The organism is Alkanindiges illinoisensis (assembly GCF_004377485.1).
Classification (GTDB): Bacteria; Pseudomonadota; Gammaproteobacteria; order Pseudomonadales; family Moraxellaceae; genus Alkanindiges; species Alkanindiges illinoisensis_A.
Genome location: NZ_SNTY01000085.1, coordinates 1 through 24,826 on the forward strand (window position 1 = coordinate 1; position 24,826 = coordinate 24,826).

Here is a 24,826-nt window from a genome sequence, read left to right on the forward strand (position 1 = left end):
TGGATAACTGTAATTTCTCAAACAATGAATTACGTGTGACTGGCACAGGTGGATTCCATGCTACGCATAAAGCTCCGATTACGATTCATGCTGACACAATGAAGTTAGTAAGAGTTGATGATAATACCATCGCAAATACTTCTTCATCGACAAAAGCTGTGGAGATCGTTGCAAGAAATAGCTCAGAGAAGGGTTCGATGCGAGGAAATATGGCTAATTACGGTACGTTTACGGCTCCTTCAACTTTTAGTGTCTCAGAAAATACTTAATCAACTATTAGTATAAATAGGATGTCAGGATAATGGCTTTTAAAACAATCTACACTTCTATCGGATTATCACTTGTTGCTCAGGCAGTAAGCCAAAATAAGACTATTGAAATCACCCACTTTGCAGTGGGTGATGGCGGTGGAAATTCAATTGAACCGAATGAGTCTATGACTCAATTGGTGCGTGAACGATACCGTGCAACCATCAACCGCATTTATCAAGACCCAGAAAACGAAAACAAATACACTGCTGAAATGATCATTCCAGTGACTGTTGAAGGCTTTGTTGTTCGTGAAATTGCTTTATTTGATCGTAATGGCAATATGGTATTGGTTGGTAATACACCTGAAGTTCACAAGCCGACACTGGCAGAAGGAGTCACACAAGATTCGGTTTATCGAATTCCATTTGTGATTTCAAACCCTGAAGTACTTGAATTAAATTTTGACCCGAATGTGATTATCGCAACACATCAATGGATCCTGAATACACTGACCCCTGCTAATATGTTTCCAGGCGGTACCATTGGCCAAGTACTCAAGAAAAAAACCAATGCCGATGGTGATACTGAATGGGCAGATGCCGGATCTGCAGAAGTGTTTGTCAACACGATTGAAGAAGAACAGTCTTTAGTGGCCGACCAGACCATTGTTGATTTGACCACAGTCAGCACACATGGCGCGGCAGTCTATATCAATGGTGTACGCATTACCAATAAGGCCGGTGCAGATGGCTGGATCGCAACATCAGCCACACGTATTACTTTAGGCAAAGCCTATCCTGGTACAAAAATTCTAATTGTTCAAAATGAATCGCTTGGTGCCGCGCCTTATCCCTTAGCTCAAAAAAATAATTTATCCGATGTAGCAAATAAACCATTGGCGCGCCAAAACTTAGGCGTCATGAGTGCCGACGAAGCCAAATACAGTGACTGTCCACCAGGCACAGTGATTATGCTGGCCACACCCAGTATACCTACAGGCTATCGCTTGCTTAAATGTAATGGTGCAGTTGTATCACGTACTGCATACCCTGAACTGTTTGCAGCGATCGGCACTTACTTTGGCGCTGGTGATGGTGTGAATACTTTTAAACTTCCTGATCTTCGTGGTGAATTCTTACGCGGGTGGGATGATGGCCGCGGTGTGGATTTTGGGCGAACTTTTGGAAGTCAGCAACTTAGTGCTATGCAAGACCACTATCATGGAACTGGTGATTTTTTATCTGATGGTAATGACGATTGGTATCCAATCTTGCGTGATAATTGGAGTGGAACATTTCCTGCACGATGGGTGCCAGGTGAAAGTCAGTATTATTCAGGTCAAACCATTCAAGGTGGTTCTGGTGGACGTAGATATACAGGGACATCAAATCAACAGGTCGTATCAGGCACTGAAACGAGACCTCGAAATTATGCCATGTTGACTTGTATTCGCTACTAACAAAGGATATTTAAAGTGCCAAATAAAATCGTTTATCAATTAAATATTACTGGTTTATTTGTTGGTGAAACACTGGCTGATGAATCACCAATGGAACCTGGTATTTTTCTTATTCCCGCCGGTTGTGTCGAACTGGCACCACCGGAAAGCTGGCCAGAAGATCAGTGGCCACGCTGGAATGGATTTGAATGGGAGCTGATCCAAAAGCCACGGGTTCCAGAAGCTGTTTCAGCTGAAGCAAAACTGGCAGAGTTTTTGTCACAAAATCCTGATGTACTGCAGCTGATCCAAAAAAATTAAGTGTGTTGTACTGCACTTTTAAACAACTGCCACCGCTACCCATCAAACCCATGATTTGTAAGCCTGTCATCTGAATATAACACCAGATCACAGGCTTAATTTTTATGGCTCAAGATTCATACCATCATGGCGTTCGCGTCATTGAAATCAATGAGGGCACGCGGCCTATCCGCACCGTGTCCACTTCCGTCATCGGCATCGTGGCCACAGCAAGTGATGCCGATGCCACCATCTTCCCTGAAGACACCGCAGTCTTAATTACCGACGTTCAGGCAGCTGTGAGTAAGGCAGGCGTGCAGGGCACACTGGCTCGCACACTGCAGGCCATTAGCGATCAGACCAATGCGCTAACTGTTGTGGTACGTGTACCAACCAAACAAACACCAGCAGAGCAGAAAACCGCTGTTATCGGTGGTGTAGTGAACGGCAAATATACCGGCATGAAGGCCTTGCTGGTGGCTGAAGCCCAGCTCAAGGTCAAACCACGTATTTTAGGTGCACCAGGACTGGATTCAGCAGAGGTCGCGCAAGCCCTGGTATCCATTGCTGACAAACTACGTGGCTTTGCCTATGTATCTGCATCAGGCTGTCAAAGCAAGGAAGAAGCCACTGCATACCGTGATACTTTCGGTGCACGTGAACTGATGGTCATCTGGCCAGATTTCCTGGGCTGGAATACCACCACAAATACCACCACCACATTTGAAGCCACCGCACGTGCTTTAGGCCTGCGTGCCAAGATCGATAATGAAATCGGCTGGCATAAAACCTTGTCAAACGTGGCAGTCAATGGTGTTACCGGTATTAGCAAGGACGTGTTCTGGCAGCTGCAAAGCTCTGATACTGATGCAGGCTACCTCAATGCCAATGAAGTCACCACGCTGATCCAGCGCGACGGTTTCCGTTTCTGGGGTTCACGCACCACTTCAGCTGATCCGCTATTCCAGTTTGAAAACTATACCCGTACTGCACAAATCCTGGCTGACACCATGGCTGAAGGACATATGTGGGCCGTGGATAAACCAATGCACCCATCCCTGGCTCGAGACGTCGTGGAAGGCATTAATGCAAAATTCCGTGACTTAAAAAGTGCTGGTTACATCATTGATGGCCAATGCTGGTTTGATCCTGCGGCCAATCTTAAAGAGACCCTGAAGAATGGGATTTTACGCCTGGATTATGACTACACCCCAGTACCACCACTGGAAGATCTCACCTTGCGTCAGCGCATCACAGACAGCTACCTGTCTGACTTTGCTGCCCGCATGAGCCTATAAGGAATTACAAAATATGGCACTCCCTAAAAAACTCAAATTGATGAACCTGTTTAACGAAGGTAATTCCTACCTTGGTGAAACAGGTGAAGTCACCCTGCCAAAGCTTGGCCGCAAGTTTGAAAAATGGCGTGGTGGCGGTATGAACGGCGCTGTCGATGTCGATTTTGGACTGGACGATGCAATTACTGAAATGTCCTGGAAGCTGGGCGGTATCGATCCACTAGTCATCCGCCAGTTTGGGGTTACATCAGTATCCGGTATTGGCTTGCGCTTTGCCGGTTCTTACCAGCGCGATGACACTGGCGAAACCTCGGCAGTTGAAGTTGTTGTGCGTGGTCGGCATCAGGAAATCGATTTTGGCAATGCCAAATCTGGTGATGATACCGAGATGACCATTAAAACCATCTGGAGCTATTACAAGCTCACCATTGATGGAAATGTGGAAGTTGAAATTGACATTCCTAACCTGGTTGAAAAGGTCAATGGCGAGGATCTGCTTAAGGCCCATCGCAAAAACATTGGTTTATAAGTTTCCTCCCCCTTGTGTGGCCATGTGCTGCACAAGGTTTTTTTAAATAACGCTGTTTTAATTCTTTAAGGATATTTTTATGTCAAACGCAAACACTCAACCAGTTCAGCTGGATCATGGCTTTCCTCGTGCTGGCGAACAGGTTAAGGAAATTAACCTGGTTAAACCTAATACCGGACATTGCCGTGGCCTAAGCTTAAAAGACGTATTGAGCTTTGAGGTAAATGCCCTGACGGTACTGCTACCGCGTATCACTGTACCTGCCATGACTGCACAGGATGTACTAGCTCTTGAGTTAATGGACACGCTCAAAATTGCAGAGGCTATTACCAATTTTTTAGCACCTACCGAACCATCCCAAGCAGCGTTGACGAAGTAATTGCAAACATTGCTATAGCATTCGGCTGGACTCCAGCCGATTGTGCCGATTTTGATTTTGATGAGTTAATGGCATGGGAAGAGCGTGCCATTGCTCGCACACAACAAGAGTAATAGCGTGAGTAAGCTAGATTTAAGTATTATTATTAAATTTGTTGATCGGGCGACACAACCTATTCGCCAGTTCCAGCAGAATGTCCAAAATACCAATCAATCCATTGATCGACTTACTCATGCTGTTGATCGTCTGGAGCAGGGTTTAAACGGTACTTCATTAAGCCGTTATAGCCGTCAGCTTAATACGGGTTCTAGTAATATTAATAGGCAGAGTAATGCACTGCATGAGTTGCATCAAGGATATGACAAGGTAGCTCAAGCAATTGATAAGGTTCGTTTAAAATCAAAATCATTATCTGAATCGCTTGCTAATAGTCGCGTAAAATTGCGTCAAGAGGCAAAAGGTTTAGGCGTTGGCTTATTAGGCGCAGGATTTGCTGCTTCTATTCCAATCAAGGCTTTTGCCGATGCAGAAGATGCCAGTACAAAATTAAAAATTTCTATGATGGATAGCTCTGGAAAAGTTGCATCAGAGTATGAGGCCATCAATAAACTTGCCACCAGATTAGGCACTCAGTTACCCGGCACCAATGCAGATTTTCAGCTCATGATGACCAATCTGGTTCAGCAGGGCATATCCTTTAAATCTATTTTAGGTGGCACTGGCGAAGCAGCAGGCAATCTGGCTGTTCTCTTAAAAATGCCATTTGACCAAGCAGCTGAATTTGCCGCAAAAATGCAGGATGCTACAGGTACTGCTGAAAAAGATATGTTGAGCCTGATGGATACCATCCAGCGCACCTCATATTTAGGCGTTGATTCAACCAATATGCTTGGTGGCTTTGCCAAACTGGGTGCAGGTATGCGTCTAATCAAGCAAATGGGGTTAGAGGGTTCTAAAGCAATGGCACCGCTATTGGTTATGGCGGATCAGAGTGGCATGACAGATTTATCCAGTGCTGGTAATGCTTACAGTAAGGTATTTAAAGCCATGCTGGATCAGGGCGAAATTAATAAAACCCTGAAAAAACAAAAATCATCATTTGCGCTGGATTTCAGTAATGGAAAAGGGGAGTTTGGTGGGCTGGACAAGATGTTCAAAGAGCTAACCAAACTTAAAAACCTGAATACCCAGCAGCGCATGAAAGTGATTGAAGGCATTTTCGGTAACGATGCTGAAACCATGCAGGTACTTAACTTATTAATTGATAAGGGTAAGCAGGGTTATGAAGATACGATTGCTAAAATGCAGCGTCAGGCTGATTTGCAAACCCGTATCAAGGCATCGTTAAGCACCCTGACTAATTTGTGGGATCAGGCCAAAGGCTCAATGACTAATGCCCTTGTTGATATTGTTTCTACTATCAGTCCTGAATTAAAAGAGTTTGTAAACCGTATTAGCAGTGTCGCTGAAAAAATTAGTATATGGGCTAAAGCTAACCCAGAGTTGATCCGTACTATTGCAAACATTGCCTTAAAACTGCTGATGTTCAAAGTTGCCATGCTCGGCGTGCGTTATACGGGTAATTTATTGTTTGGCACGATTTTTAGCATGATTGCAGGTATTACCAAGCTGTCCCTCATGTTTTGGCTCTTAAGCAAAGCGGCTGATAAGTTTGGCATTAATCTACCTAACAGATTTACCCTGATTACTCGGGGTCTGCGTTTGTTAATACAAAATTTTGGCTTTCTGGCACGAAATGCACTACCTCTGGTATTAGCTGGCTTACGCATGTTGGCTGTAGGTTTATTAACTAATCCATTAACCCTGATTATTACGGGAATCGCAGTTGCAGCCTTACTTATTTATAAATATTGGGCACCTATCAAGGCCTTTTTCACTGGCTTCTGGGAAGGCTTAACCTCTGGTTTTTCAGCCACTAGATTAATCATTAGTGATTTTTTCGACAGTATTGCACCAGCAGTAGAGCCGATTAAACCAGTATGGAATTGGCTGGTTGATAAATTCACGATATTTAAAGGTGTGCTTGGTGAAATCTTTACACCATTTGCCGCAACCAATGACCAACTCCAGACTGCTAATCAGGCAGGACAAACATTTGGGACATGGGTAGCCATTGTCACAAGCGCACTATTGGCCATGAAAGTAGCTCTGATTGCTGTGTCAGCTATTCAAGGTTTGGTTGCTTTCTTTAGTACCTTAACAGTTGGCTTATCTGGTGCAGCAGTGGCGGCATGGTCATTTATGGCACCTTTCTTACCAATTATTGCTTTAGTCGCCTTATTAGCAGGATTGGTTTATCTGGTTATCAAGAACTGGGAACCTATCGAAGAATTTTTTAGCGATTTAGGGACATCGATTACAGAAAAATTCACCTCTGTAAAACAATCTATCACTGACAAATTTGCGCCGATCGGCAGCTGGTTTGGGGCACGTATGACAGAAGCAAAAACGGCTTTTGGTGGTGGCATTGGTGGCATGAGTAAGCTCATCACCAATTGGTCGCCGCTAGGCCTGTTTTATTCTGCCTTTGCCAAGGTATTAAGCTGGTTTGGTATTGATCTGCCTGCCAAGTTTACTGATTTTGGCAGCCTGATCATTAATGGCTTAATTAATGGGCTAACTTCTGGTTTTGAAAAATTAAAAGGGGTATGGGCCAATATCAAGGCGTCCATGTCTTCCTTCAGTTTTAGTACACCAGCTTATTCTGGTGCACCAGCCAACCCAGCCCTGGCAAAAATACCTATCGTCACACCACCCATGGTCAGCAAGATTAAGCCAGTCCAGCTGCAGACACGCCCAGCTGCTGCACCGGTACATGTTCAGGGCGACACCATTCATATGAATATTCACCCAACACCTGGCATGTCACCACAGCAGATCGCACAGCAGGTCAGAACCGAAATGGATCGGCGTGACCAGCAAAAGCAGGCGCGTGCACGTGCCAGCTATAATGACAATCGCTAGGAGCCAGTAGCTATGATGATGATTCTAGGCATGTTTGTATTTATGTTGCCGACTGCCACCTACCAGCAGCTGCAGCGCACTAACACCTGGCGGCATGCCAGTAATTCGCGGGTAGGCGATGCACCGGCGTACCAGTTTGTAGGGCGTGGGGAAGACACTATCACACTGGATGGTAGCATCATGCCAGGCTTTAAAGGTTCTGCCTTGTCACTCACTGCATTACGGGTTATGGCAGATACGGGTAAAGCATGGCCACTTATTGGTGGCACTGGAGCTATTTATGGTTTATGGATCATTGAAAGCCTGTCTGAAACCCAAACCTATTTTTTCAAGGATGGGAAAGCCCAGAAAATTGAGTTTACCCTGACATTAAAGAAAACTCAGGCTACTGGTGCACTCATTAACAATGTTCTAGGCTCACTAGGCGCCACAGGCGTTCTGGGCACAGTGGGTTCCATTGCCGAGAAGTTTTTAAAATGAGCATTATCTCATCTGCCATATCAGTTGTATCTGGTATAAAAAACAAATTGGATAGTAGCTATCCTACTGCTATTTATAAACTGGTGGTGAATGGCAAGGATATTGGCGCAATGCTAGCACCACGCTTAATGCGCATGACCATTACTGATAATCGTGGTCTGGAATCCGATACCATAGAAGTTGAGCTGTCCGATCATGACGGTCAGCTTGAACTGCCGCCCAAAGGGGCAGAAATTGAAGTATCGATTGGATGGAGTGACACCGGACTGGTCTATAAAGGCAACTACACCATTGACGAACGCGAGCATAGCGGCGCACCTGATGTCCTCACCTTGCGCGGCTCATCAGCCGACCTAAAAGCCATCTTTAAACAAAAACGTGAGCGTAGTTTTGACGGCAAAACCATAGCCGATATCGTCACCATCATTGCTGAAGAACAGGGACTAATTCCCCAGATCAGTGACGAGCTGGCTGATATTGAACTGGCACACATCGATCAAAATGAATCTGATGCCAACCTCATTACCCGCATTGCCGATGAATATGACGCCATTGTTACGGTTAAAAATGGCAGCATGCTATTTATGCCTAAAGGTGACGGAAAAAGCCTGACCGGTTTTGAATTTGCCATCCAGCCAATCTATCGCAACATGGGCGACAGCCACCGTTATTCTGATTCCAGCGGCAACGATGATGTTACTGGGGTGACCTGTTATTACTACGACAATGACAAAGCAGAAAAGCAGAAAGTCACGGTAGGACAGTCCAATGAAAACACCAAAGAACTACGTCACATCGAGCGCGATAAAAACAGTGCCACGCACAAAGCACAGGCTGAATTTAACCGTATTCAAAGTCGCGCCATGAGCTTCAGCTACAACTTGGCCAAAGGCATGCCTCAGCTATTTCCTGAAATACCCATGCAATTTTTTGGATTAAAGCCGGAAATTGACGACATTATCTGGCTGGGTACCCGCATCGTTCACACACTGGATGCCGACAATGGCTATACCACCGCGCTTGAGTTAGAAATCAACTTGCCAGATTCTGACGTCATCAGCCAAATCATTGATGATGCAGACGAACAGGAGTTCACTGGCGTTGTTGCATTTTATAAAATTGGTAAGGGGCAAACTGGCAAAGTCACCAAAGGCGATCAGACCAAACCAAAACGACTCGCTCGCCTTTTTATCAATGCCTTAACGGCTACCCATGCCGCCGAACGGGAATACAATATCATCAAGGGTATTGATGAATCAGAAATTAAATATACAGGCGTTATTGCAAGTTACGAAGAAAGGGGAATCTTAAAAACAGTGACAATAGGCAATCCAGCCACACCTAAAAAGCTCACCTATCCCTATAAGACCCGCGAAACTGCCTTGCGTGGTGCCCAGCGTGAATGGGATGAAATTAGGGGAATTAAGCCCACCAAAACCACAAAATCGACCTCTAGCAGCAAAATCCAGTTGTCTACCAGCTATACAGGCATTAATGCTAATTATGAAAGCGGCAAAGACAAACTGACCGTCAAACGGGGAGATCAGAGCCGGCCTTATACATTGCCAAAACTGTATAAAACCCAGCGTACTGCTGTAACAGCCGTTAACCGAGAATATCAACGGCTACTGGCGTTAAAAAAAGCTAAAAAATAGTTACTTAAAGCACAAATATTTAACCGAATTTGCTATGATGGACATAAAATAATCAATGGAAGTTTACAGAAAATTATGGCTCAACGTAGCAAATTCCAATGTCCACACTGCAAAGAATCAATGACGATTCGTTCAAGCCGGGAAGCGCATCCACTCTTGCGCCAGCTTTGGTTTCAGTGCAGTAATTATTTATGTGGGTTTACCTGTGGCGGTAATCTGGAAATCACCCACCAGATTTCACCAAGCGCCTGTCCACGTCCTGGCATCCAGCTTAAAACCCATGATGAGATCACGGCCCAGCGGAAGGCCGCGAATGATGAATTGGCCAACTATACTTGAATTTACTGTAGACCAACTATTAGTTACTAAATTTTAGGGGCAATTAGCTGTTAAAATAATTCTTTAAATTAAAAAGATAATATCGAATGTCTAAAAGATATCTTGTACTTGATAAAAGTTATTTAAGAAGTGTTAGTAAAGCAAAGGTTGAAGAATTAGAGGAAAAATTTATATTTTTACTACCTTTAGCTGCTGTATATGAAATTATTAAAGATGAAAAGTATAGAGCGCAGCTTTTAGCCAAATTTACAGATGAAAATTCTTATGAGATTTTACCTTCACCTAAAAAATTAATTGATTTTGAAGCAGAATTTTTAAAACCTGTAATTAAACCTTCTAAACTTATCCAACTTACAGATAAATCCAATCATAAATCTTTTATCAATAAAGAGTTTAAGCTAACCTCTAAGCAACAAAAAGCCATAGAGGAAGAGATGGATTTTTATCAGGATCTTACTACCCAGTTTATTGAAAATGAGCTAAAAGCCGGTTTCGATCTTAAAGAAAATAGACCTGATTTCTTTGCAAAGATCCAAGAGATACCAGATTGGAATAGAGTATTGATAGATAGTATTAAAGAAGGAAAAAAAATTCCTTTTAAAAATATACCCGAAAGAATTGATGAAAATTGGTATATGTATAGATTTCATCAACTGAACCATCATCTGCGAATGGATATCTTAAATCGATATGAAAATATAGATACAATTTTAGAAAGTAAAAAAACAATAATGAAAATCAATCATGATTTAATAGATTTACTTTATTTAGTAGAGGGTATACTCGAAGGTGCATTTGCGACAAAAGAAAAAAGACTCATTAATTTTTGGGAGAAATTTGCTCCTGAAAATGGAATTCTGATTAAAGACTAAAACACTTACTTGTATAGTTAATCACGCCGCTCATGTCTTAGATCTAAGGTAAAATGCCTCATATGATAAGGAAGTCCTGAACTGGGATGTTTATGGGAGCTATTAAAACGATTTCTTCTCAAACTTTTTTGATCAGAATACTTTTTTCTAGCCCAATCAGTAACATCACATATTGCACACGACACTGATAAGTCATCAATTGAATTAGAAACTTTTGGTGTCTTAATTTCTAAAAGCATTTCTGCCCAACTGCTTAAAATATCATTTGTTGCAAGCTGAGTATCTACGACATAAATAATGATACCACCACAGCATTCATCATCATCCCCTGTAGAGTAAGCATTATTTAATTGTTTAAACCCACCATCAATATCACTGGCACCACCCCAAATTTTAGATTCACCAAACCAGATATAAGGATAGCCTTCTAACTCTACATATATATCGACATGACCATTGCTGAATTTATCATGCGAGGCTTCATACTCCTTACTTTCTAATGATCTGACAATCTGCATGTTGATATCATCTTCAAATATTTTAAATAAATCATTTTTATTCTTATCAACTGATTTGCTTGCATCAAAAGTAGCTTGATATTTTCGCAAATGAGCAGCACGATCTTTAGCAAGCCTTTTTAAAATGTCTTCAATGTCCTCATACAGGGTTTCAATAAACATATCATAAGACGTAGGATGTAAACGACTCATTAATCTTAATAATTTAGGATTATTATAATTAGGATTACTAAGCATTTACAGCTCTTATAAATGATGTAGAAGGACTAAAATAGGGAAGTACTTGCTCGGAAAATTCTTCTAATGTAAGTGACTGGCCAGTAAAGGGATTAAAAAAATCTCTTTCACTAATAGCTTCAATAATTTCCTGTTCATCAGGTACACGCTCATAGCGTCCTAATTTAGGATTTAAAGCCTCATGCTTTTGTTCTAAAATCTGTAAACGCCGTATTAAGAAAAAAACTGCTTCATAGAAATCATCTTCATCAACACTCTCACGATTACTTACGGTTTGATATAAATCTTGAAAAGTTAAATGACTCTTTGATTCAGGAACTTTAGAAATATAAATAGTAATATCTACACAAATATGAGCCATATCAGGGTTGATATCGCTCAATTGTGTTTTGATATTATCTAAAAGTGCCTCAATATATTTATGAGCCAATTGATTTCACCATTAGGTTAGTAATCTCTGAAGTGAAAAATTTAAATCATCATAAGAGCGCGTACCATAAAGATAAGCTTCATATAGATGCGCTCCATTCCTACTATTAATTGCAACATAAGAACTTTGCAGAGAAATTTCTATATGATTATCTCCATAAAATCTTTTACTAATTTTATAGAGTGTAATGTTTGCGTCTAGTTCAATGCCTTTAACGGTTTTAAGGCGTAATCCTCTAACACCAGCATCATGATAAGTGGTTCGACATAAATCTTTTGCTTCACCTCTTAGCTTTTCATGGTGTGCAGTACCATCTGGCGTTGTAAAGTTAAATTCAGTCACTCCACTAGTACAAGAATCAGGCTGGATTTTATTTAAAGCAACTTGCTCGTCATAAAACTTCTGTATGCAGGGAAATAAATCTAAAGGTTGAGAGAAGAAATCGTATTGAGTAATTATACCACTACCCAAAGTTTTCTTAATGAACTGATTGAAGTTATTCTGGATTAAATTTAACTCATTGCGACGAATTACGACGGCCAAATCAATCATAAAGATAAGCATATTTTTAGTTAAATCAATAATTACACTATCATAACAAGTTAAATTAACCTTTTTTATTCCATAAAGTTCTTGATAATCAGTTGTGATATCTTCTTTTAAATCATCTAAATTTAATGTTTCTCGTATGCGTAATTCTCTTACTTGAGCAAATTGATACATTACGATATTATTATCATCCAAATTGATAATTTTAGATGGCTGATAAGTTTTATCAATATCGATAGTATTATTAAGATTAGCAGTAAAATATGATTGAAGTGATAAATTAATATCATTGATATTAGAAACATCTTTATAAATTGTTATTAATTTATCATCGAATAAAATATGCGAAGTCACTAAAGCTTCAATTTTATCTTTTAATTCTTGTACTTTACTTATATCGTATATACCGTTTAACTTTGCTTTAAGGCCATCCCAGTTTCTTGCTGACCAGCCGCGATTCATTGAACGATATACATACTGTACTTCTGCAAAGCTCATTTCACGTTCATTAGCGATATCAACTAATTCGGAAATTTCTTGTCTTAAAGTGGTGAGGGGATCTATAGGAAGTTGAGTCATTTTGGAGTGTTTCTTGAAATATCTTATTCAGATATTGACATAGCAGCACACTATGACACAAGCAGGATTTATCAGTCCCCGCAAATACTCTCACACGGTATTCCATCACCATCCCGATCTAATCGATCATTCCCACATTTCAATGCCTGCCTTGCCTGTTGGCAACTGGTCATTGCACCGCAAGTTCTAGGATAAGACCTACACTTAATTTCTGATGTTTTTGGCACCAGAGTTTTACCCGAAGTAGATTTTGCAGAAAGTGTAGACGAATGTTTAGCTATCGCATTTGAAACCATAGAGGCTTCTTTGTAACTTGAAGTAGGGAATTTATCTTCCTTATCGGAGAAAGGATTATCTACAGCGTTTAATATTTCTTGGCTATCATTAGGGACTACACGCTCAAATTCTCGTTTATACTGGTCAGCTTGCTTTGCCGTTAAATCTTTATCCAAAACCATTAGAAACAAGCCCTGCTTATAAAGATAAAAGCTTGGCTTGCCTAAAAGGAGTAGATTATTGTTGAGTGAATTAAACCGTGCCTCTAAGTCAGGTTTATTTCTGAATCCTTCAATAGTTCCACCTTTTAAAGCGGTTGGATCATATAGCGTTTTTGGATCTGAATAATCTTTTAAATCAATTCTGGCATCTTGCCAAACGACTTTTGATATGTACTGATTAGGACGACCAAATAAGTTATAAGGATCATAGTCAGCAGTAAAAATATGAATTGAACCGTGACTTTCAGTATCTAACTTCATATTCACAAGTACATCAGATGCTTCCATTGCATAGCTAATAGCATTAATTAACAAACTAAAAATTAAAAGGAAATATTTCATTTATTGGAATATATAAAAAATACCTTATTCAAATCTTGACATAACGGCACACTATGACACAAGATATATTTGCACTGAAAAGCACAGTGCCAGGCGTAGGAACCTGTTTTTTATACAAAGGCGCACAAAAAGTCGCTCATGCGGCTATTTTTTTGCGTAAAATCTGGCGTTGCCTTGTTATGGCAGGCTGGATAGGGCAGTCGTAAGACTGGCCGCGTCCTTTGTAGCGGTATTCCTACCCCTGTTCAGTCTGCCACCCTTGCCGTAGGAAGCGAAGGTGTCAGGTTCTAAACTTGATACAAAGGAAATGCCATGAATAACCGTCAGGCTCAAGCACGCCCAAATTTCGATACTCTCTGCTATAACCGCCTCACCTCTCCAAATTTTGCCCAGCCGCAAAACCGCCTTGTCAAACTGATTGCAAAAATCAAGGCAGGTGCCAAATGAATACTCCTATTGAACTAAACCAAGCTGTATTTATTGATAAGCAGGAAATCAAAACCGATAGCCTTAAAGTGGCTGAAGCATTTGGTAAGCTGCATAAAAATGTCATTCGTGATATTGAAAGCCTGAATTGTTCATCAGAATTTAACCAGCTCAATTTTGAGCGCGTTGATTATGTAGACGGCAAAGGCGAAAAGCGCCCCATGTACGAAATGACCAAGGATGGTTTTATATTTCTGGTCATGGGCTTTACCGGTGCCAAGGCCGCCCAGATCAAGGAAGCCTATATCAAGGTATTCAACCAAATGGCAGAACGGCTGCAACAGCAGCTAACCGTTACGCCATTTATTCAGGTGGGTTCACTGGTTCAACTGCGTTCCGGTAGCCCGGATTTTACCGTACAGCACATTGATGGGCAGCTGGCAACCGTCATATGGTTTGGCCGGGGCAAACTGCAAAAGGAAATCCTGCCATTAAGCTGTCTGGTACTGTCGGAAGCCGGGTTTGCGGGTTTAACCCATAACCAGCAGCTTGAAACCTTCTGGACAGCGGTCATGGCCTATGGCATTCATCACCTGAATCACTCCAACCGCGCCGATCAGATTGCCCTCAATATCACACAGGTAACAGACACCCTGCCACAGACAGGCAAGCATCAGGACTTGCTCCAGCTTTTGCCGCATAGCAAACCACCATATCCACAGTATCTGGAGCGTAATATCGTGGTGGCCAGTCGCTTAGAGCGTAAATCCTGCCGTTGCTGGATATTCAGAAGCACCACACCGTTGCTGGATGTTAGCGGTCAACATAAGGTAGTCGCGCCATGAACGATATAATCCAGTATATCCCCATTGCCGATCGTGTCATGGCTACCCGCAAGAAAAGCCGCAAAGTGCTTAAACAACTGTTTGCTGCTATAGATTACCTGGTGCAGCATGGCCACCAAATTAACCACACGAACCAGCATGGTTTTTTGGTAATTTCCTATGAACAGGTTAGGGCCTTATTACAGCAGGCAGGGCAAAAACCATTGCCGCCAGTGGATCAAATTACCGCGTCACTATTTGACGCAAAATATCCGGTTTTTCATGCCACAGGCATTATAAAAAGCTCAATATGGCATAATGAAGCTGTGGCAGGCTGGCGCTTTCAGCTAAACCGAATTGCAGACAGTGCTGCCAAAAACCAAACAATATCAACTGACAACAGGAGAACTATGCAAATCGATCAAGAGCGTGCGCAAGCACAAGACACGGACGTTTTATTGGATATGGCACTGGGTAACATCCGCATCTGGCGTAGCTCGTTAGAGAGCGCAACCAGTAACCCACAGGTCACTTATAACTTAAATGACCTGGTGTACAAGCTGCTGGACATCGAGCAAAAATTAGAAAAGGTTCAGCGCACACTGGATAGTTGAACTTAAGTAATATTCTTACCAGCAACTGATTTTCAGTTGCTGGTTTTTTTATTTGATAACCCAGATTAAAAGACCAATTGAACTAACCAATCCTGCCAATGCAAAAATAATTAGAGCAATTGCTTGTAATAAACCAACACGATTTGCACCTTGTGGGGTCATTTTGCCGTCTACCCTTAATTGTGAATTTGAGGTATGATTTCTCAAGGTTTGCTCCTACGTCCATAGGTGTAAACAAGAAACCTCAAAGATTCGCCGTCTTTGGGGTTTTGTTTTTGGGAAAATAAAAAAAGCTGACATAAGCCAGCTCTTTTAACTCCACAAATTATTCAAACCTATCGATCAGATATAAAGTTACCTTTATTGTTATTCACCATTAAACAATTCACCGTTATCCATATCCTGCATAAATGATGAATCCATAGTCATAGTTTGCACCATACGCGGCTCTATATCTTTTGCATAAGCCTTGGCCAAACCCAGTAACGCTTCCTGTCCTTCAGGACTAATCTGCCGATAGGCTTTTAATAACAGGCTTTCTTCACTGGTCAGGCCTGCAAAATCAGGGTCAATGCCCAGCAGCACATAACGAATATCAATGCCTTTTTCATGCAGCCTGGCTAAATATACCCACTGATCCGGCACCTTGCCCCGGACATAATTGCCTAGCGTATTTTCGTGCGCGCCAATATCACGCGACAAACTTTTAGCCTTGAATTGTTTTTGTTCCAGTTCCTGCCGAAACCGATCAGATATTTCTAAAGTCATATCCGTTTCAGGCATACCTAAAGACATAAATTTCACCTATTCCCATTGAAAGGCCAAATATTTGTGCTATAGTGGGCTATAGCATATCACTATAGCCGAGTTTACCCCATGAGCACATCAAAATCACCTAAATCAACACGCGCCCGCAAAACCCCCGGCGGCCGTGAGCGTTGCGCCCTGTATCTGCCAACAGAAGAACTTAAATTCCTGGACGAAATTGCAGCCCAGACAGATTCCAGCCGTTCCAGCGTTCTGGCCAAGTTTTACTATGCTGGCAAACTCGCCAGCCAAAATAACCAAAGTCAGAACTAGGAGCGGGTCATGTCATTGCGTATCAGAAAACAAAAGCGTGACAACCGCTTCAATATCAATCTGACCGATGATGAAGCACAGATATTTGAAAGCGCAGCCAACATTACTGGCATCCAGGCTGGTGTCATCATGCGCCAAATGCTGCTTAAGCAGGCGTTGGCTATCCTGCTGGCTGATGACATCGAGCCGGACTTTAGCCTTGATAATTTTTTAAACAAAGGCGCAACTGCTCACCTTTCGCGGAGCGACGAAGTATGCCAGCAAAACCAATAGAACTAAGCGATCAGGAATTAGAGGTTGTACAGGAAGTACAACTGTTTTTGGGACTTGCCAGTGTGGAACAAACCATTGAATTTTTGCTCAGGCAGCGGCTGCAGGAAAAACTGCTGCAGCTGGCAGGACGTGAAATTCAAACCAACCCCCGGCATTCGTTGTAACTTTTTAATTGAAGTGGTTTATGTACTCAGAAACATTAAATGATGCACTCGTGCGGCTGGATCGTGACTTCCAGTTTAAAAGGAAAAGTGCCACTCATTTACGTGGTGGCATTTGCCCCAGCTGTCATAAAAAAGAATTATGGACCCATGCCCAGGCGCCGTGGGTGCTGTTCTGCCCACGGACTAACCATTGTGGTGAACAGTTTTACCTACGTGATTTATATCCCGATCTGTTTGAGAATTGGGAAAAACGCTTTAAGCCATCTCAGGAAAATCCGACCGCAACGGTTGATGCTTACCTGTGCGAAGGTAGGGGATTTCCCCTTGATAAGCTAAAAGGCTTATATACCCAGGAATACTATAAAAACTCTGAACTAAACGTCGGTTCAGTCACTATCCGCTTTCCGATTACAGATGAAGCTGGCAATGAAGGCTGGTGGCAGCGCATTCTGGACGATAAAGGTGTACTGCAGAAAACCACATTCAAATGGCAGTGGTCATCTAGTGGCCACGCCTGGCTAACACCCAACACCAATTATTTAGACAGCAAGGAAATCTGGATCACCGAAGGGATTTTTGACACCATCGCCCTATGGCTGTCCGGCATTACCAGCTTTTCTGCACTATCCAGTAATAATTATCCCTCTATTTTCCTGGAACAGATTGTCACCAAATGCCGGGCAGCCAATAAGACCCTACCGACACTGGTATGGGCATTTGACGCAGATCCATCTGGCAAAGCCGGTATTGAAAAAAACATCAGGAAGGCCACTGAAGCTGGTTTTACCTGCGTGGCAGCCCAGCCCCCAGCTGGCCGGACTAAAACAGATTGGAATGATCTATACAAAGCCGGAAAACTTGGCTTCCACGATCTGGAAAACTACCGTTATTACGGTGATTTACTCACTGCCCAAAAGCCGGTTGAAAAAGCCCTGCTGATCTATAAACGGCATGGCAATAACAGTTTTCCCTTTGATTTTATGAACCAGCTTTACTGGTTCAAGCTGGACATGGATAAGTACAACGATGCTTTAAAACTGGCAGATCTGGACAATGAAGACTGGCTGGAAGCCGAGAAGGAAGAAGCAGAGCTGGAAGCGCGCGACAATGCGTTAAAAAATAGCAATACCGTGACCAAGATTGTCAACTGTAAGCCTACAGCCCTGTATTACCAGTACAGCGACGAAACCGACGAAGCATGGTATTTCTTTAATATTGATTTTCCACGTAATGCACCAGCTGTACAAAACACCTTTACCGGTTCCCAGCTGGCGGCCGCATCAGAGTTTAAAAAACGCCTGTTGGCCATCGCTCCTGGCGTGGTGTACACCGGGTCAGGTGGCCAGCTGGATAAATTGCTGGAACACTGGATTACCGATATTAAGCGCGTTCAGCTCATTAATTATGTGGGCTATCACAATGAGCTAAAAACCTATGTGCTGGGTGATATTGCATACCAGAATGGAAAACAGTTCAAAATCAATAATGAGCAATATTTTGAATTACCGCGCAAGATCAATTTAAAAAGCCGTGCACCATTCCAGTTAAGTATTAACACCCAGCTGGCAGATTATAAAAAAGCCTGGGTAAATGACTTTATTGGCGCATTCCAGGTAAAAGGCCTACTGGCATTGACTGCATTTTTTGGCAGCCTGTATGCCCAGCAGATCCGCCATATGCACAAGTCTTTTCCATTCGTTGAAATTGTCGGTGAACCTGGTACGGGTAAAACCACATTGATCCAGTTCCTATGGAAACTGTTTGGCCGGGCCAACTATGAAGGCCTGGATCCTAACAAAACCAGTAAGGCCGGTTTAACACGTACCTTTCGGCAAGTATCCAATTTGCCAGTGTTACTAATTGAATCTGATCGCCAGGGCGAGAACGCTTCACGCCAGTTCAACTGGGACACCATTAAAACCCTCTATGACGGTGGTTCGCTTGGTGCACAGGGCGTAAAAAATGGCGGCAATGAAACCTATGAGCCACCCTTCATGGGCACAGTCATTATCAGCCAGAATGCTGAAGTATTGGCATCTGAAGCGGTGATGGGCCGTATCGTTCATGTTGGGTTTAAGAAGGATCAACTAACCAAGGAAACCCTGGTTGCTTCACGTCGCTTATCAAAATACGAGCTGGAAGATGTGAGCCAGTTTATTCTGGAATGTCTGCAAAAAGAAAAGGAAGTGCTGCATACCTACAGCCTGCAGCTAAACCATTATGACAGCCAGCTGCACCAGGAAAGCTTAAATATTCAGTCTAGCCGGGTAGTGCATAACCATGCCCAGCTGATGGCCCTGTTTGATGCCATGTGCCAGCACCTTATCACTGTGCCTGCAGAGATCCAGGATCAGGTTAGGGGCGAGCTGGTGAATATGGCCATTAGCCGTGACAAGGTGCTTAAGTCCGATTCCGTCATTGTTCAAAACTTCTGGGACACCTTCGAGCAAATCGAAGGGCATAAGTCACTTACTGAAGAATCAGTGGTGAATCATCATTCCAAATCCACCCTGATCGCCATCAACTTTCCCCAGTTGTACAAGGTCGCTTCAGATCTGCACTACCAGCTGCCGCCAATGCAGGAATTACAGGATGCCCTGCGGCACAGCCAGCATTACCGCTTTATTGAAACTAACCGGATGGTGTCAAGTCGCATCACTCGCAAATCAACCCGCTGCTGGATTTTTGAAAAGCCAGTGGCCAACAGGGATTAATTCCCATTTTTAGGAGGGATAAATGACTGAAATGAATTTGGATGATAGTCCTTACTTTACTCAGTTAAAGGCTGAAAAAGCCTTATTTACTATTCCAAAACTGGAAGGCAATCAGCTGTTCTATTGCACCCAGTGTGGCAATTGCACGCAAGCCCATTTCTATAAGCACGTGTATTCACAGAGCATCAATATGGAAACAGGCGAGGGTTCAGAGCTATTTGAGCATTTTTATGTGTCCCAGTGCTGCCTTGCAGATCTGGCCATCATGGATAACGACACATTTAAAGATATTGAAATTGATCCGATTCACTACTTACCAGTGAAAGACCGTTAAACCAGGCACACAGACAGAAGCGGCCACTTCTGCCTGTGTCACATTCACGTTGGAGACGCAAATGCAAAACGATTCTACAGGTGTACCATGATTGAAGCTAGCACAGTTGAACTTCAGGCATACGCTAAAGCCATGCTGTATGAACTGGAAATGTCCGAGCAACAGCGACTGAAGCAAAAAGTCATACCACCCTGGATCAGCGTTAAGCGGCTATATGCCCGAATTGAACAGGGTTTGCAATGTAATAGGGACGAAGTAGCAAGCCTGCTTCTACCCTACTGGAATCAGGGATGTATTGAACGGCGGCCAACCAATCGATATATCCGGCTAATCCGGTATCCCTAGTAAAACACCCAAACACACCTTTTATGCGCCTCTAAGATGAGGCGTGTTTTTTTAAAATTAAGCAAATTAAACACATTCAGGAATATTATGTCAGCAGGTTTAGAAGTTCGTGGTAATAGCATCCGTATCTGGATGAAGCCCGAAGGTTCCGAGCAAATTAAAGAAACCCTGGACTGGACGGCCACGCCAGAGAATATTGATAAGGCCCGGAAATTATCAGAACTCATTAAACTGGAAATTGAGCTTGGCCAATTCAGCCTGGCCAAGCATTTTCCCAACTCCAAGCATATCCAGAAAAACCAGATCAGCTATTTTGCAAAAATCTGGCAGGAAGCCATCATCAAGGAAGTTTCACCCAGTACCTTTGATGCCTATAAAAGCCAGTTGCACACGCACGTTATACCGCGTTGGGGTAAAATTCACCCCAAAGATATTGACACCAATAGTGTTAAAAAATGGGTTTTTGAATTAAAACAGACCCTTAATGCCAAAACAGTACGTGAGGTTGTTACACGCCTGGCATCAATTCATAGTATCTGGCGTAATGAACAAAAAATTGCCTATAACCCTTTTGAAACCATCACTATCCAGCAGCTGGACACACCGGAGCCAGATCCGTTTACCAAGGCAGAAATTAATACAATCCTGGATACACAGACGGATCTGGATATTGAAAACCTGTTGCCTTGCTTATTCTGGACAGGCCTATCGATCTCTGAACAAATTCCCATTGCCTGGGAAGATATTGACCTGGATAAAGGTACTATCCAGATCAGCCGGTCATATGTCAAAGGAATTTTTCGTGTCACCAAAAACCGTCGCCGGAACCGTGAAATTAAGTTGCTGCAGCCAGCACTGGAAGCCTTAAAAAAACAGTACCAATTGACCGGCAACCGTAAAGGCCATACTGTCCGCATACTGCAGCGTGACAACCAGACCTATAAAACAGAAAGAATCCGGTTTGTCTGGCTCAACTTTGAACAGGCTACCAATTTTGAATATCACGAATTACGCTACCGCTGGAATAAGCACTTACGCAAGGCAAAAGTAAGAATGCGGGGAATTAACCAAGGCAGGCATACATTTGCCAGCCAACTGCTCACCAGTGGCCGTGTACCGCCAGAATGGATTGCTGACCAGCTTGGCCATAGCGATACCAGCATGATCTATAAGCACTATGGCAAACTCATTGCTGAAGATGCACCAGACTACCTAAGCCAGATCAATAGCTATATCAGCACGTAAAATTTTAGTTCTTACTCGCAGCGGATTAAATGCCTGATTTATTCAGGCATTTTTTTGCTTATTTACTTTCTATCTGATTATGGCCATGCAGCCAATTTTATAAAAAACCATATCTGGCCACTTTATTCCGGTGCACAAATTTATCACCGGCCGCTTAAGCATCAACAATATCAAGTAAATTCCCATATTAAGGCAATAGCCTACATGCACATTACTTAAATCATTAAATCATATGTGGTTTTGGTCTTTGTTATCATGGGTTCGAGTCCCATTAGCCACCCCATTTTATATTCCGTAATAGTCCGCCAAAGTCCGTAAAAGCCTTGAAAATAAAGGCGTTCATAAAATTAATCTTCCGTTATCTTCCGTCGAAGTCCGCTGGCTTCCATTGGTTTTTGTAGTACCTGTTGTAGCATTTTATTCACCAAAATTTTGGTGCTAAATAAAAGGTGCTACATAAAATGCCAAAGATCGTTAAACCCTTATCTGACGCGGAAATCAGGCGAGCCAAGCCTAAGGATAAAGACTATAAACTACCTGATGGCATGGGCTTATCTGTGCTGGTGGATACCAAGGGTAATAAATACTGGCGCTTTAACTATCCTAAACCTTATACCAAGAAACGCAGCACGTTAGGCTGGGGCAGCTATCCAGATGTCACTTTAGCCGATGCACGCGAAAAGCGCGAAATTGCCCTGAAGCTATTAGAGCAAAATATTGATCCGGTGGACTATAAAAAAACTGAAGCTGATAGTAATTCAGAGCTGGCCAAAAATACATTTAAACATATTGCCCTGGAGTGGCTGGATCGGCAGGATAATTATGCAGATGCTACCCGTGCCAAAAGTATATATCTTCTTGAATGTGCTTTTGCGCTGATCGGTGATAAGCCTATAGCCAAAATTACGCCTTTAGAAGTTCTAAGCGTATGCCGGGTTGAAGAACAAAAGGGCCTGCTAGAAAAAGCTTCAAAAATTAAATCAAAGTGCGCCCAGGTATTCCGGTATGCCGTGGCCACTGGCCGTTGTGAGCGAGATCCAACGGTAGACCTACGTGGTGCACTGAAAACACCTAAAACCAAGCATCACGCTGCTGTGATTGAGCCGGAACGGGTAGGTGAGCTGCTGAAGGATATTGACCAGTACAAAGGCCACATGATCACTCAGGCCGCCCTAAAAATCGCTCCATTAACATTTGTTCGCCCTGGTGAGCTTCGGTCAGCCAAATGGAGTGACATCGACCTTGATAAGAAACTGTGGACCTATACACCACGTAAAACGCAAAATTCCACCGCAGTAGATCACATTGTACCTTTGTCCACTCAGGCCGTGGCAGTGCTGTCTGATCTCAAAACACTAACTGGCCAAAGTGAGTATGTTTTCCCGTCCACCTTTTCCTTTCAAAAGTGTATGTCAGAGAACACAGTAAATCTGGCATTGCGCCGTATGGGTTGGTCTGGTGAGGAAATGTGTGGTCATGGATTCCGTGCAATGGCCCGGACAATACTGGAAGAAGTTTTGGAATACCCGATTGAAATTATTGAGCAGCAGCTGGCGCACCGGGTAAAGGATGTGCATGGCCGGGCATATAACCGAACCAAGCACTTGGCCAAACGTACAGAAATGTTGCAGCGGTGGGCAGATTATTTAGATGAATTAAAGCAGAAATCAATTTGATTTCTGCTTGATGTCAGGTTCTGGGTGTTCAGCATTTTTAATCTGCTTTTCCTGCCATGCAGTAATATCGGATTCTAGCCAGCCTACTGCACGGCCACCCAGCTGGTAATTTTTTGGAAAATCGCCAGTTTCCATATCATCATAAATTTTTGATTTCTTGATGCCACAGCGTTCAATGACATCAGGCAACCTCAGGTATTTAAGCGCTACCGCTCCCATATTATTTACCTCCTAATCACATCCTATTTTGGCAAAGGATGCCCCGCCGTAGCAGGGCGGGTTATTAAGCATTTAATTCATTCAGGCGCTTGTCGTAAACATCCCACATAGCCTGCTGGATGGCCGGGTCTAAAAACTCAATTTCAGTAGATAGTTCGCCCAGCACATCAGAGTCGTTACAAGCTTCCATACGAGCCTTTAACGATAGTTTTTCAGTAGTGGTAGGTTGTGCAGCAGCGTTCATCAGTTCGCTGGTGCGCTTTTCCCGTGCGCTCACGATAGTTTCAATGTCACTATCATTTAGTCCATTCGTGTAACGCTGTATCATTCTGACATCAGCCGCACTATTTGCCCTGGCGATTGATTCCAGCAGTTTTGCTACGCGCTCAGGATCACCCGCCGCTTGCGCCTGTTCTGGTTCATCGTCAAACATTCCAGCAGGCTCTGGCTTGGGTTCTGGTGTGGCCTTGGCGGTTTTGGCAGGCTTAGTTTTTTCAGGTGCTGGTTCTGCAGCAGATTCCACAACAACGGTTTCAGGCTTTGCGGTACGTGCTGGGCGTGAGTTGCGGATGTTATCAACAGTTTTTTCTACTTTTTCCACAAGCTGCTCGGACTGTGGTGTCACATCAACCAGATGTGTGTCCTGCACTTCCTCGGCAGTATGCAAGCCCATAGCCAACTCAGGCGCATAGGCACGCACCAGCCAGCTTGCAGCGCGATACATCAGCATTTGCTGTGGCATAGTTTTCCACTTGCTACCGCCTTTGCCATACCAGCCTTCAGCCTTGGCTAATGCAATAGTAATGTCACTGCCTGTAATTTTCTCACCCGTTGCAATCTCAGTAGCGTAGGCACGGCAGCCCCAAGTGTCGGTACCCTGTTCACCAAAAAATTCATAACGCAGGGCAGAGAAGCGGCCGCAGGCGTTAAAGGTGGCAATTAAGAACTGGCTGGACCAGGTAGGGCGATTATGCACAATCACAAGGTTTTGCATCACCATCAGCGGATCGGCGCCGATGCGGCAGGCCATGTTTAAAGCGACTACGCAATTGGCAACATTGCCCTGGTATTCTTTTGGCACCAGACCAGAGCTAGCCAGCAGTTTTCCGGCACGCTGGGCCAGATCAAAGCTGTCACTGTTGGTCATACCAACTTGAGTATTACGTGGAGCAACAGCACGATTGGCGCGGATTTCTTCGGTTGTCATTACTTGTGCGGTCATGATTTCTTATT

28 protein-coding genes and 3 pseudogenes are annotated in these 24,826 nt (G+C 43.2%); 23 read left to right on the plus strand and 8 right to left on the minus strand.

The features are described 5' to 3' along the window. The 12 genes and pseudogenes from E2B99_RS14775 to E2B99_RS13480 all read left to right on the plus strand — a co-directional run. Positions 1 to 269: pseudogene (locus tag E2B99_RS14775) on the plus strand (hypothetical protein); the annotation flags it as partial. A 32-nt stretch (positions 270 to 301) separates the two neighbouring features. Beyond that, a complete protein-coding gene (locus tag E2B99_RS13430) occupies positions 302 to 1,711 on the plus strand; it encodes a phage tail protein (protein WP_134245704.1) in 1,410 nt (469 codons plus the stop codon). Between the two features lie 15 nt (positions 1,712 to 1,726). Next, on the plus strand, positions 1,727 to 2,011 hold the full coding sequence (locus tag E2B99_RS13435) for a phage tail protein (RefSeq protein ID WP_134245706.1): 285 nt from the start codon (positions 1,727 to 1,729) through the stop codon (positions 2,009 to 2,011). Between the two features lie 104 nt (positions 2,012 to 2,115). Next, on the plus strand, positions 2,116 to 3,288 hold the full coding sequence (locus tag E2B99_RS13440; RefSeq protein WP_134245708.1) for a phage tail sheath protein: 1,173 nt from the start codon (positions 2,116 to 2,118) through the stop codon (positions 3,286 to 3,288). 13 nt (positions 3,289 to 3,301) lie between these two features. After that, on the plus strand, positions 3,302 to 3,817 hold the full coding sequence (locus E2B99_RS13445) for a phage major tail tube protein (protein ID WP_134245710.1): 516 nt from the start codon (positions 3,302 to 3,304) through the stop codon (positions 3,815 to 3,817). A gap of 79 nt (positions 3,818 to 3,896) precedes the next feature. Further along, the gene (locus E2B99_RS13450; RefSeq protein WP_134245712.1) at positions 3,897 to 4,196 is read left to right on the plus strand and encodes a phage tail assembly protein; all 300 of its coding nucleotides are present in this window, start codon (positions 3,897 to 3,899) and stop codon (positions 4,194 to 4,196) included. An 8-nt stretch (positions 4,197 to 4,204) separates the two neighbouring features. After that, positions 4,205 to 4,309: a GpE family phage tail protein gene (locus tag E2B99_RS13455; protein ID WP_276320946.1), complete on the plus strand. Its 105-nt coding sequence runs from the start codon at positions 4,205 to 4,207 to the stop codon at positions 4,307 to 4,309. A gap of 4 nt (positions 4,310 to 4,313) precedes the next feature. Then, on the plus strand, positions 4,314 to 7,181 hold the full coding sequence (locus tag E2B99_RS13460; protein ID WP_166739054.1) for a phage tail tape measure protein: 2,868 nt from the start codon (positions 4,314 to 4,316) through the stop codon (positions 7,179 to 7,181). A gap of 12 nt (positions 7,182 to 7,193) precedes the next feature. Continuing rightward, positions 7,194 to 7,661 carry a phage tail protein gene (locus tag E2B99_RS13465; protein ID WP_134245716.1) on the plus strand — a complete coding sequence of 156 codons (468 nt, stop codon included), beginning with the start codon at positions 7,194 to 7,196 and terminating at the stop codon, positions 7,659 to 7,661. Continuing rightward, positions 7,658 to 8,917, plus strand: a pseudogene (locus E2B99_RS13470) (contractile injection system protein, VgrG/Pvc8 family); the annotation flags it as partial. The gene E2B99_RS13465 and the pseudogene E2B99_RS13470, both read left to right, overlap by 4 nt. A gap of 474 nt (positions 8,918 to 9,391) precedes the next feature. Beyond that, the gene (locus tag E2B99_RS13475; RefSeq protein WP_134245720.1) at positions 9,392 to 9,655 is read left to right on the plus strand and encodes an ogr/Delta-like zinc finger family protein; all 264 of its coding nucleotides are present in this window, start codon (positions 9,392 to 9,394) and stop codon (positions 9,653 to 9,655) included. A gap of 86 nt (positions 9,656 to 9,741) precedes the next feature. After that, positions 9,742 to 10,527, plus strand: coding sequence for a hypothetical protein (locus tag E2B99_RS13480; protein ID WP_134245722.1), 786 nt, complete (start codon positions 9,742 to 9,744; stop codon positions 10,525 to 10,527). 17 nt (positions 10,528 to 10,544) lie between these two features. Here the strand turns inward: E2B99_RS13480 and E2B99_RS13485 are convergent, their stop codons facing one another. The 4 genes from E2B99_RS13485 to E2B99_RS14780 form a co-directional block, all read right to left on the minus strand. Beyond that, positions 10,545 to 11,282, minus strand: coding sequence for a hypothetical protein (locus tag E2B99_RS13485; protein WP_134245724.1), 738 nt, complete (start codon positions 11,280 to 11,282; stop codon positions 10,545 to 10,547). After that, the gene (locus E2B99_RS13490; RefSeq protein ID WP_134245726.1) at positions 11,275 to 11,712 is read right to left on the minus strand and encodes a hypothetical protein; all 438 of its coding nucleotides are present in this window, start codon (positions 11,710 to 11,712) and stop codon (positions 11,275 to 11,277) included. The genes E2B99_RS13485 and E2B99_RS13490 overlap by 8 nt, the downstream gene beginning before the upstream one ends. A 12-nt stretch (positions 11,713 to 11,724) precedes the next feature. Continuing rightward, a complete protein-coding gene (locus E2B99_RS13495) occupies positions 11,725 to 12,840 on the minus strand; it encodes a hypothetical protein (RefSeq protein ID WP_134245728.1) in 1,116 nt (371 codons plus the stop codon). Between the two features lie 71 nt (positions 12,841 to 12,911). Then, entirely contained in the window at positions 12,912 to 13,625 is a 714-nt protein-coding gene (locus tag E2B99_RS14780; protein WP_205669691.1) for an excalibur calcium-binding domain-containing protein, read from the minus strand. Between the two features lie 366 nt (positions 13,626 to 13,991). Here E2B99_RS14780 and E2B99_RS15015 point away from each other — a divergent pair, with 366 nt between their 5' ends. Genes E2B99_RS15015 through E2B99_RS13510 form a run of 3 tightly spaced genes read left to right on the plus strand, consistent with a single transcriptional unit; the run spans position 13,992 to position 15,543 of the window. Beyond that, a complete protein-coding gene (locus E2B99_RS15015) occupies positions 13,992 to 14,126 on the plus strand; it encodes a hypothetical protein (protein WP_276320944.1) in 135 nt (44 codons plus the stop codon). Further along, on the plus strand, positions 14,123 to 14,950 hold the full coding sequence (locus E2B99_RS13505; protein ID WP_134245730.1) for a Rha family transcriptional regulator: 828 nt from the start codon (positions 14,123 to 14,125) through the stop codon (positions 14,948 to 14,950). Before E2B99_RS15015 ends, E2B99_RS13505 begins: the two co-directional genes overlap by 4 nt. Further along, the gene (locus E2B99_RS13510; protein WP_134245732.1) at positions 14,947 to 15,543 is read left to right on the plus strand and encodes a hypothetical protein; all 597 of its coding nucleotides are present in this window, start codon (positions 14,947 to 14,949) and stop codon (positions 15,541 to 15,543) included. The genes E2B99_RS13505 and E2B99_RS13510 overlap by 4 nt, the downstream gene beginning before the upstream one ends. Positions 15,544 to 15,591: 48 nt before the next feature. Here the strand turns inward: E2B99_RS13510 and E2B99_RS14680 are convergent, their stop codons facing one another. Continuing rightward, entirely contained in the window at positions 15,592 to 15,750 is a 159-nt protein-coding gene (locus tag E2B99_RS14680) for a hypothetical protein (protein WP_166739055.1), read from the minus strand. A 240-nt stretch (positions 15,751 to 15,990) separates the two neighbouring features. Then, positions 15,991 to 16,326 (minus strand): annotated as a pseudogene (locus E2B99_RS13515) (hypothetical protein); the annotation flags it as partial. A 93-nt stretch (positions 16,327 to 16,419) separates the two neighbouring features. Here E2B99_RS13515 and E2B99_RS13520 point away from each other — a divergent pair. From E2B99_RS13520 to E2B99_RS13555, 8 genes are all read left to right on the plus strand, one after another. Then, positions 16,420 to 16,623: a hypothetical protein gene (locus E2B99_RS13520; protein WP_134245734.1), complete on the plus strand. Its 204-nt coding sequence runs from the start codon at positions 16,420 to 16,422 to the stop codon at positions 16,621 to 16,623. A 9-nt stretch (positions 16,624 to 16,632) separates the two neighbouring features. After that, a complete protein-coding gene (locus E2B99_RS13525) occupies positions 16,633 to 16,896 on the plus strand; it encodes a hypothetical protein (protein WP_134245736.1) in 264 nt (87 codons plus the stop codon). Then, positions 16,878 to 17,060, plus strand: coding sequence for a hypothetical protein (locus E2B99_RS13530; RefSeq protein WP_134245738.1), 183 nt, complete (start codon positions 16,878 to 16,880; stop codon positions 17,058 to 17,060). Before E2B99_RS13525 ends, E2B99_RS13530 begins: the two co-directional genes overlap by 19 nt. 20 nt (positions 17,061 to 17,080) lie before the next feature. Continuing rightward, positions 17,081 to 19,774: a toprim domain-containing protein gene (locus tag E2B99_RS13535; protein ID WP_134245740.1), complete on the plus strand. Its 2,694-nt coding sequence runs from the start codon at positions 17,081 to 17,083 to the stop codon at positions 19,772 to 19,774. A 22-nt stretch (positions 19,775 to 19,796) separates the two neighbouring features. Beyond that, entirely contained in the window at positions 19,797 to 20,108 is a 312-nt protein-coding gene (locus E2B99_RS13540) for a hypothetical protein (RefSeq protein ID WP_134245741.1), read from the plus strand. A gap of 87 nt (positions 20,109 to 20,195) precedes the next feature. Further along, entirely contained in the window at positions 20,196 to 20,453 is a 258-nt protein-coding gene (locus E2B99_RS13545; protein WP_134245742.1) for a hypothetical protein, read from the plus strand. An 87-nt stretch (positions 20,454 to 20,540) separates the two neighbouring features. Continuing rightward, on the plus strand, positions 20,541 to 21,698 hold the full coding sequence (locus tag E2B99_RS13550) for a tyrosine-type recombinase/integrase (RefSeq protein ID WP_134245744.1): 1,158 nt from the start codon (positions 20,541 to 20,543) through the stop codon (positions 21,696 to 21,698). Between the two features lie 461 nt (positions 21,699 to 22,159). Further along, positions 22,160 to 23,374: a tyrosine-type recombinase/integrase gene (locus E2B99_RS13555; RefSeq protein ID WP_134245746.1), complete on the plus strand. Its 1,215-nt coding sequence runs from the start codon at positions 22,160 to 22,162 to the stop codon at positions 23,372 to 23,374. On the opposite strand, the gene E2B99_RS13560 is transcribed toward E2B99_RS13555, so the two are convergent. Both E2B99_RS13560 and E2B99_RS14785 read right to left on the minus strand, forming a co-directional pair. Next, the gene (locus tag E2B99_RS13560; protein ID WP_134245748.1) at positions 23,366 to 23,593 is read right to left on the minus strand and encodes a helix-turn-helix transcriptional regulator; all 228 of its coding nucleotides are present in this window, start codon (positions 23,591 to 23,593) and stop codon (positions 23,366 to 23,368) included. The two genes, E2B99_RS13555 and E2B99_RS13560, sit on opposite strands and share 9 nt — an antisense overlap. A gap of 64 nt (positions 23,594 to 23,657) precedes the next feature. After that, positions 23,658 to 24,815: a hypothetical protein gene (locus E2B99_RS14785; protein WP_205669692.1), complete on the minus strand. Its 1,158-nt coding sequence runs from the start codon at positions 24,813 to 24,815 to the stop codon at positions 23,658 to 23,660. Positions 24,816 to 24,826: the final 11 nt, after the last annotated feature.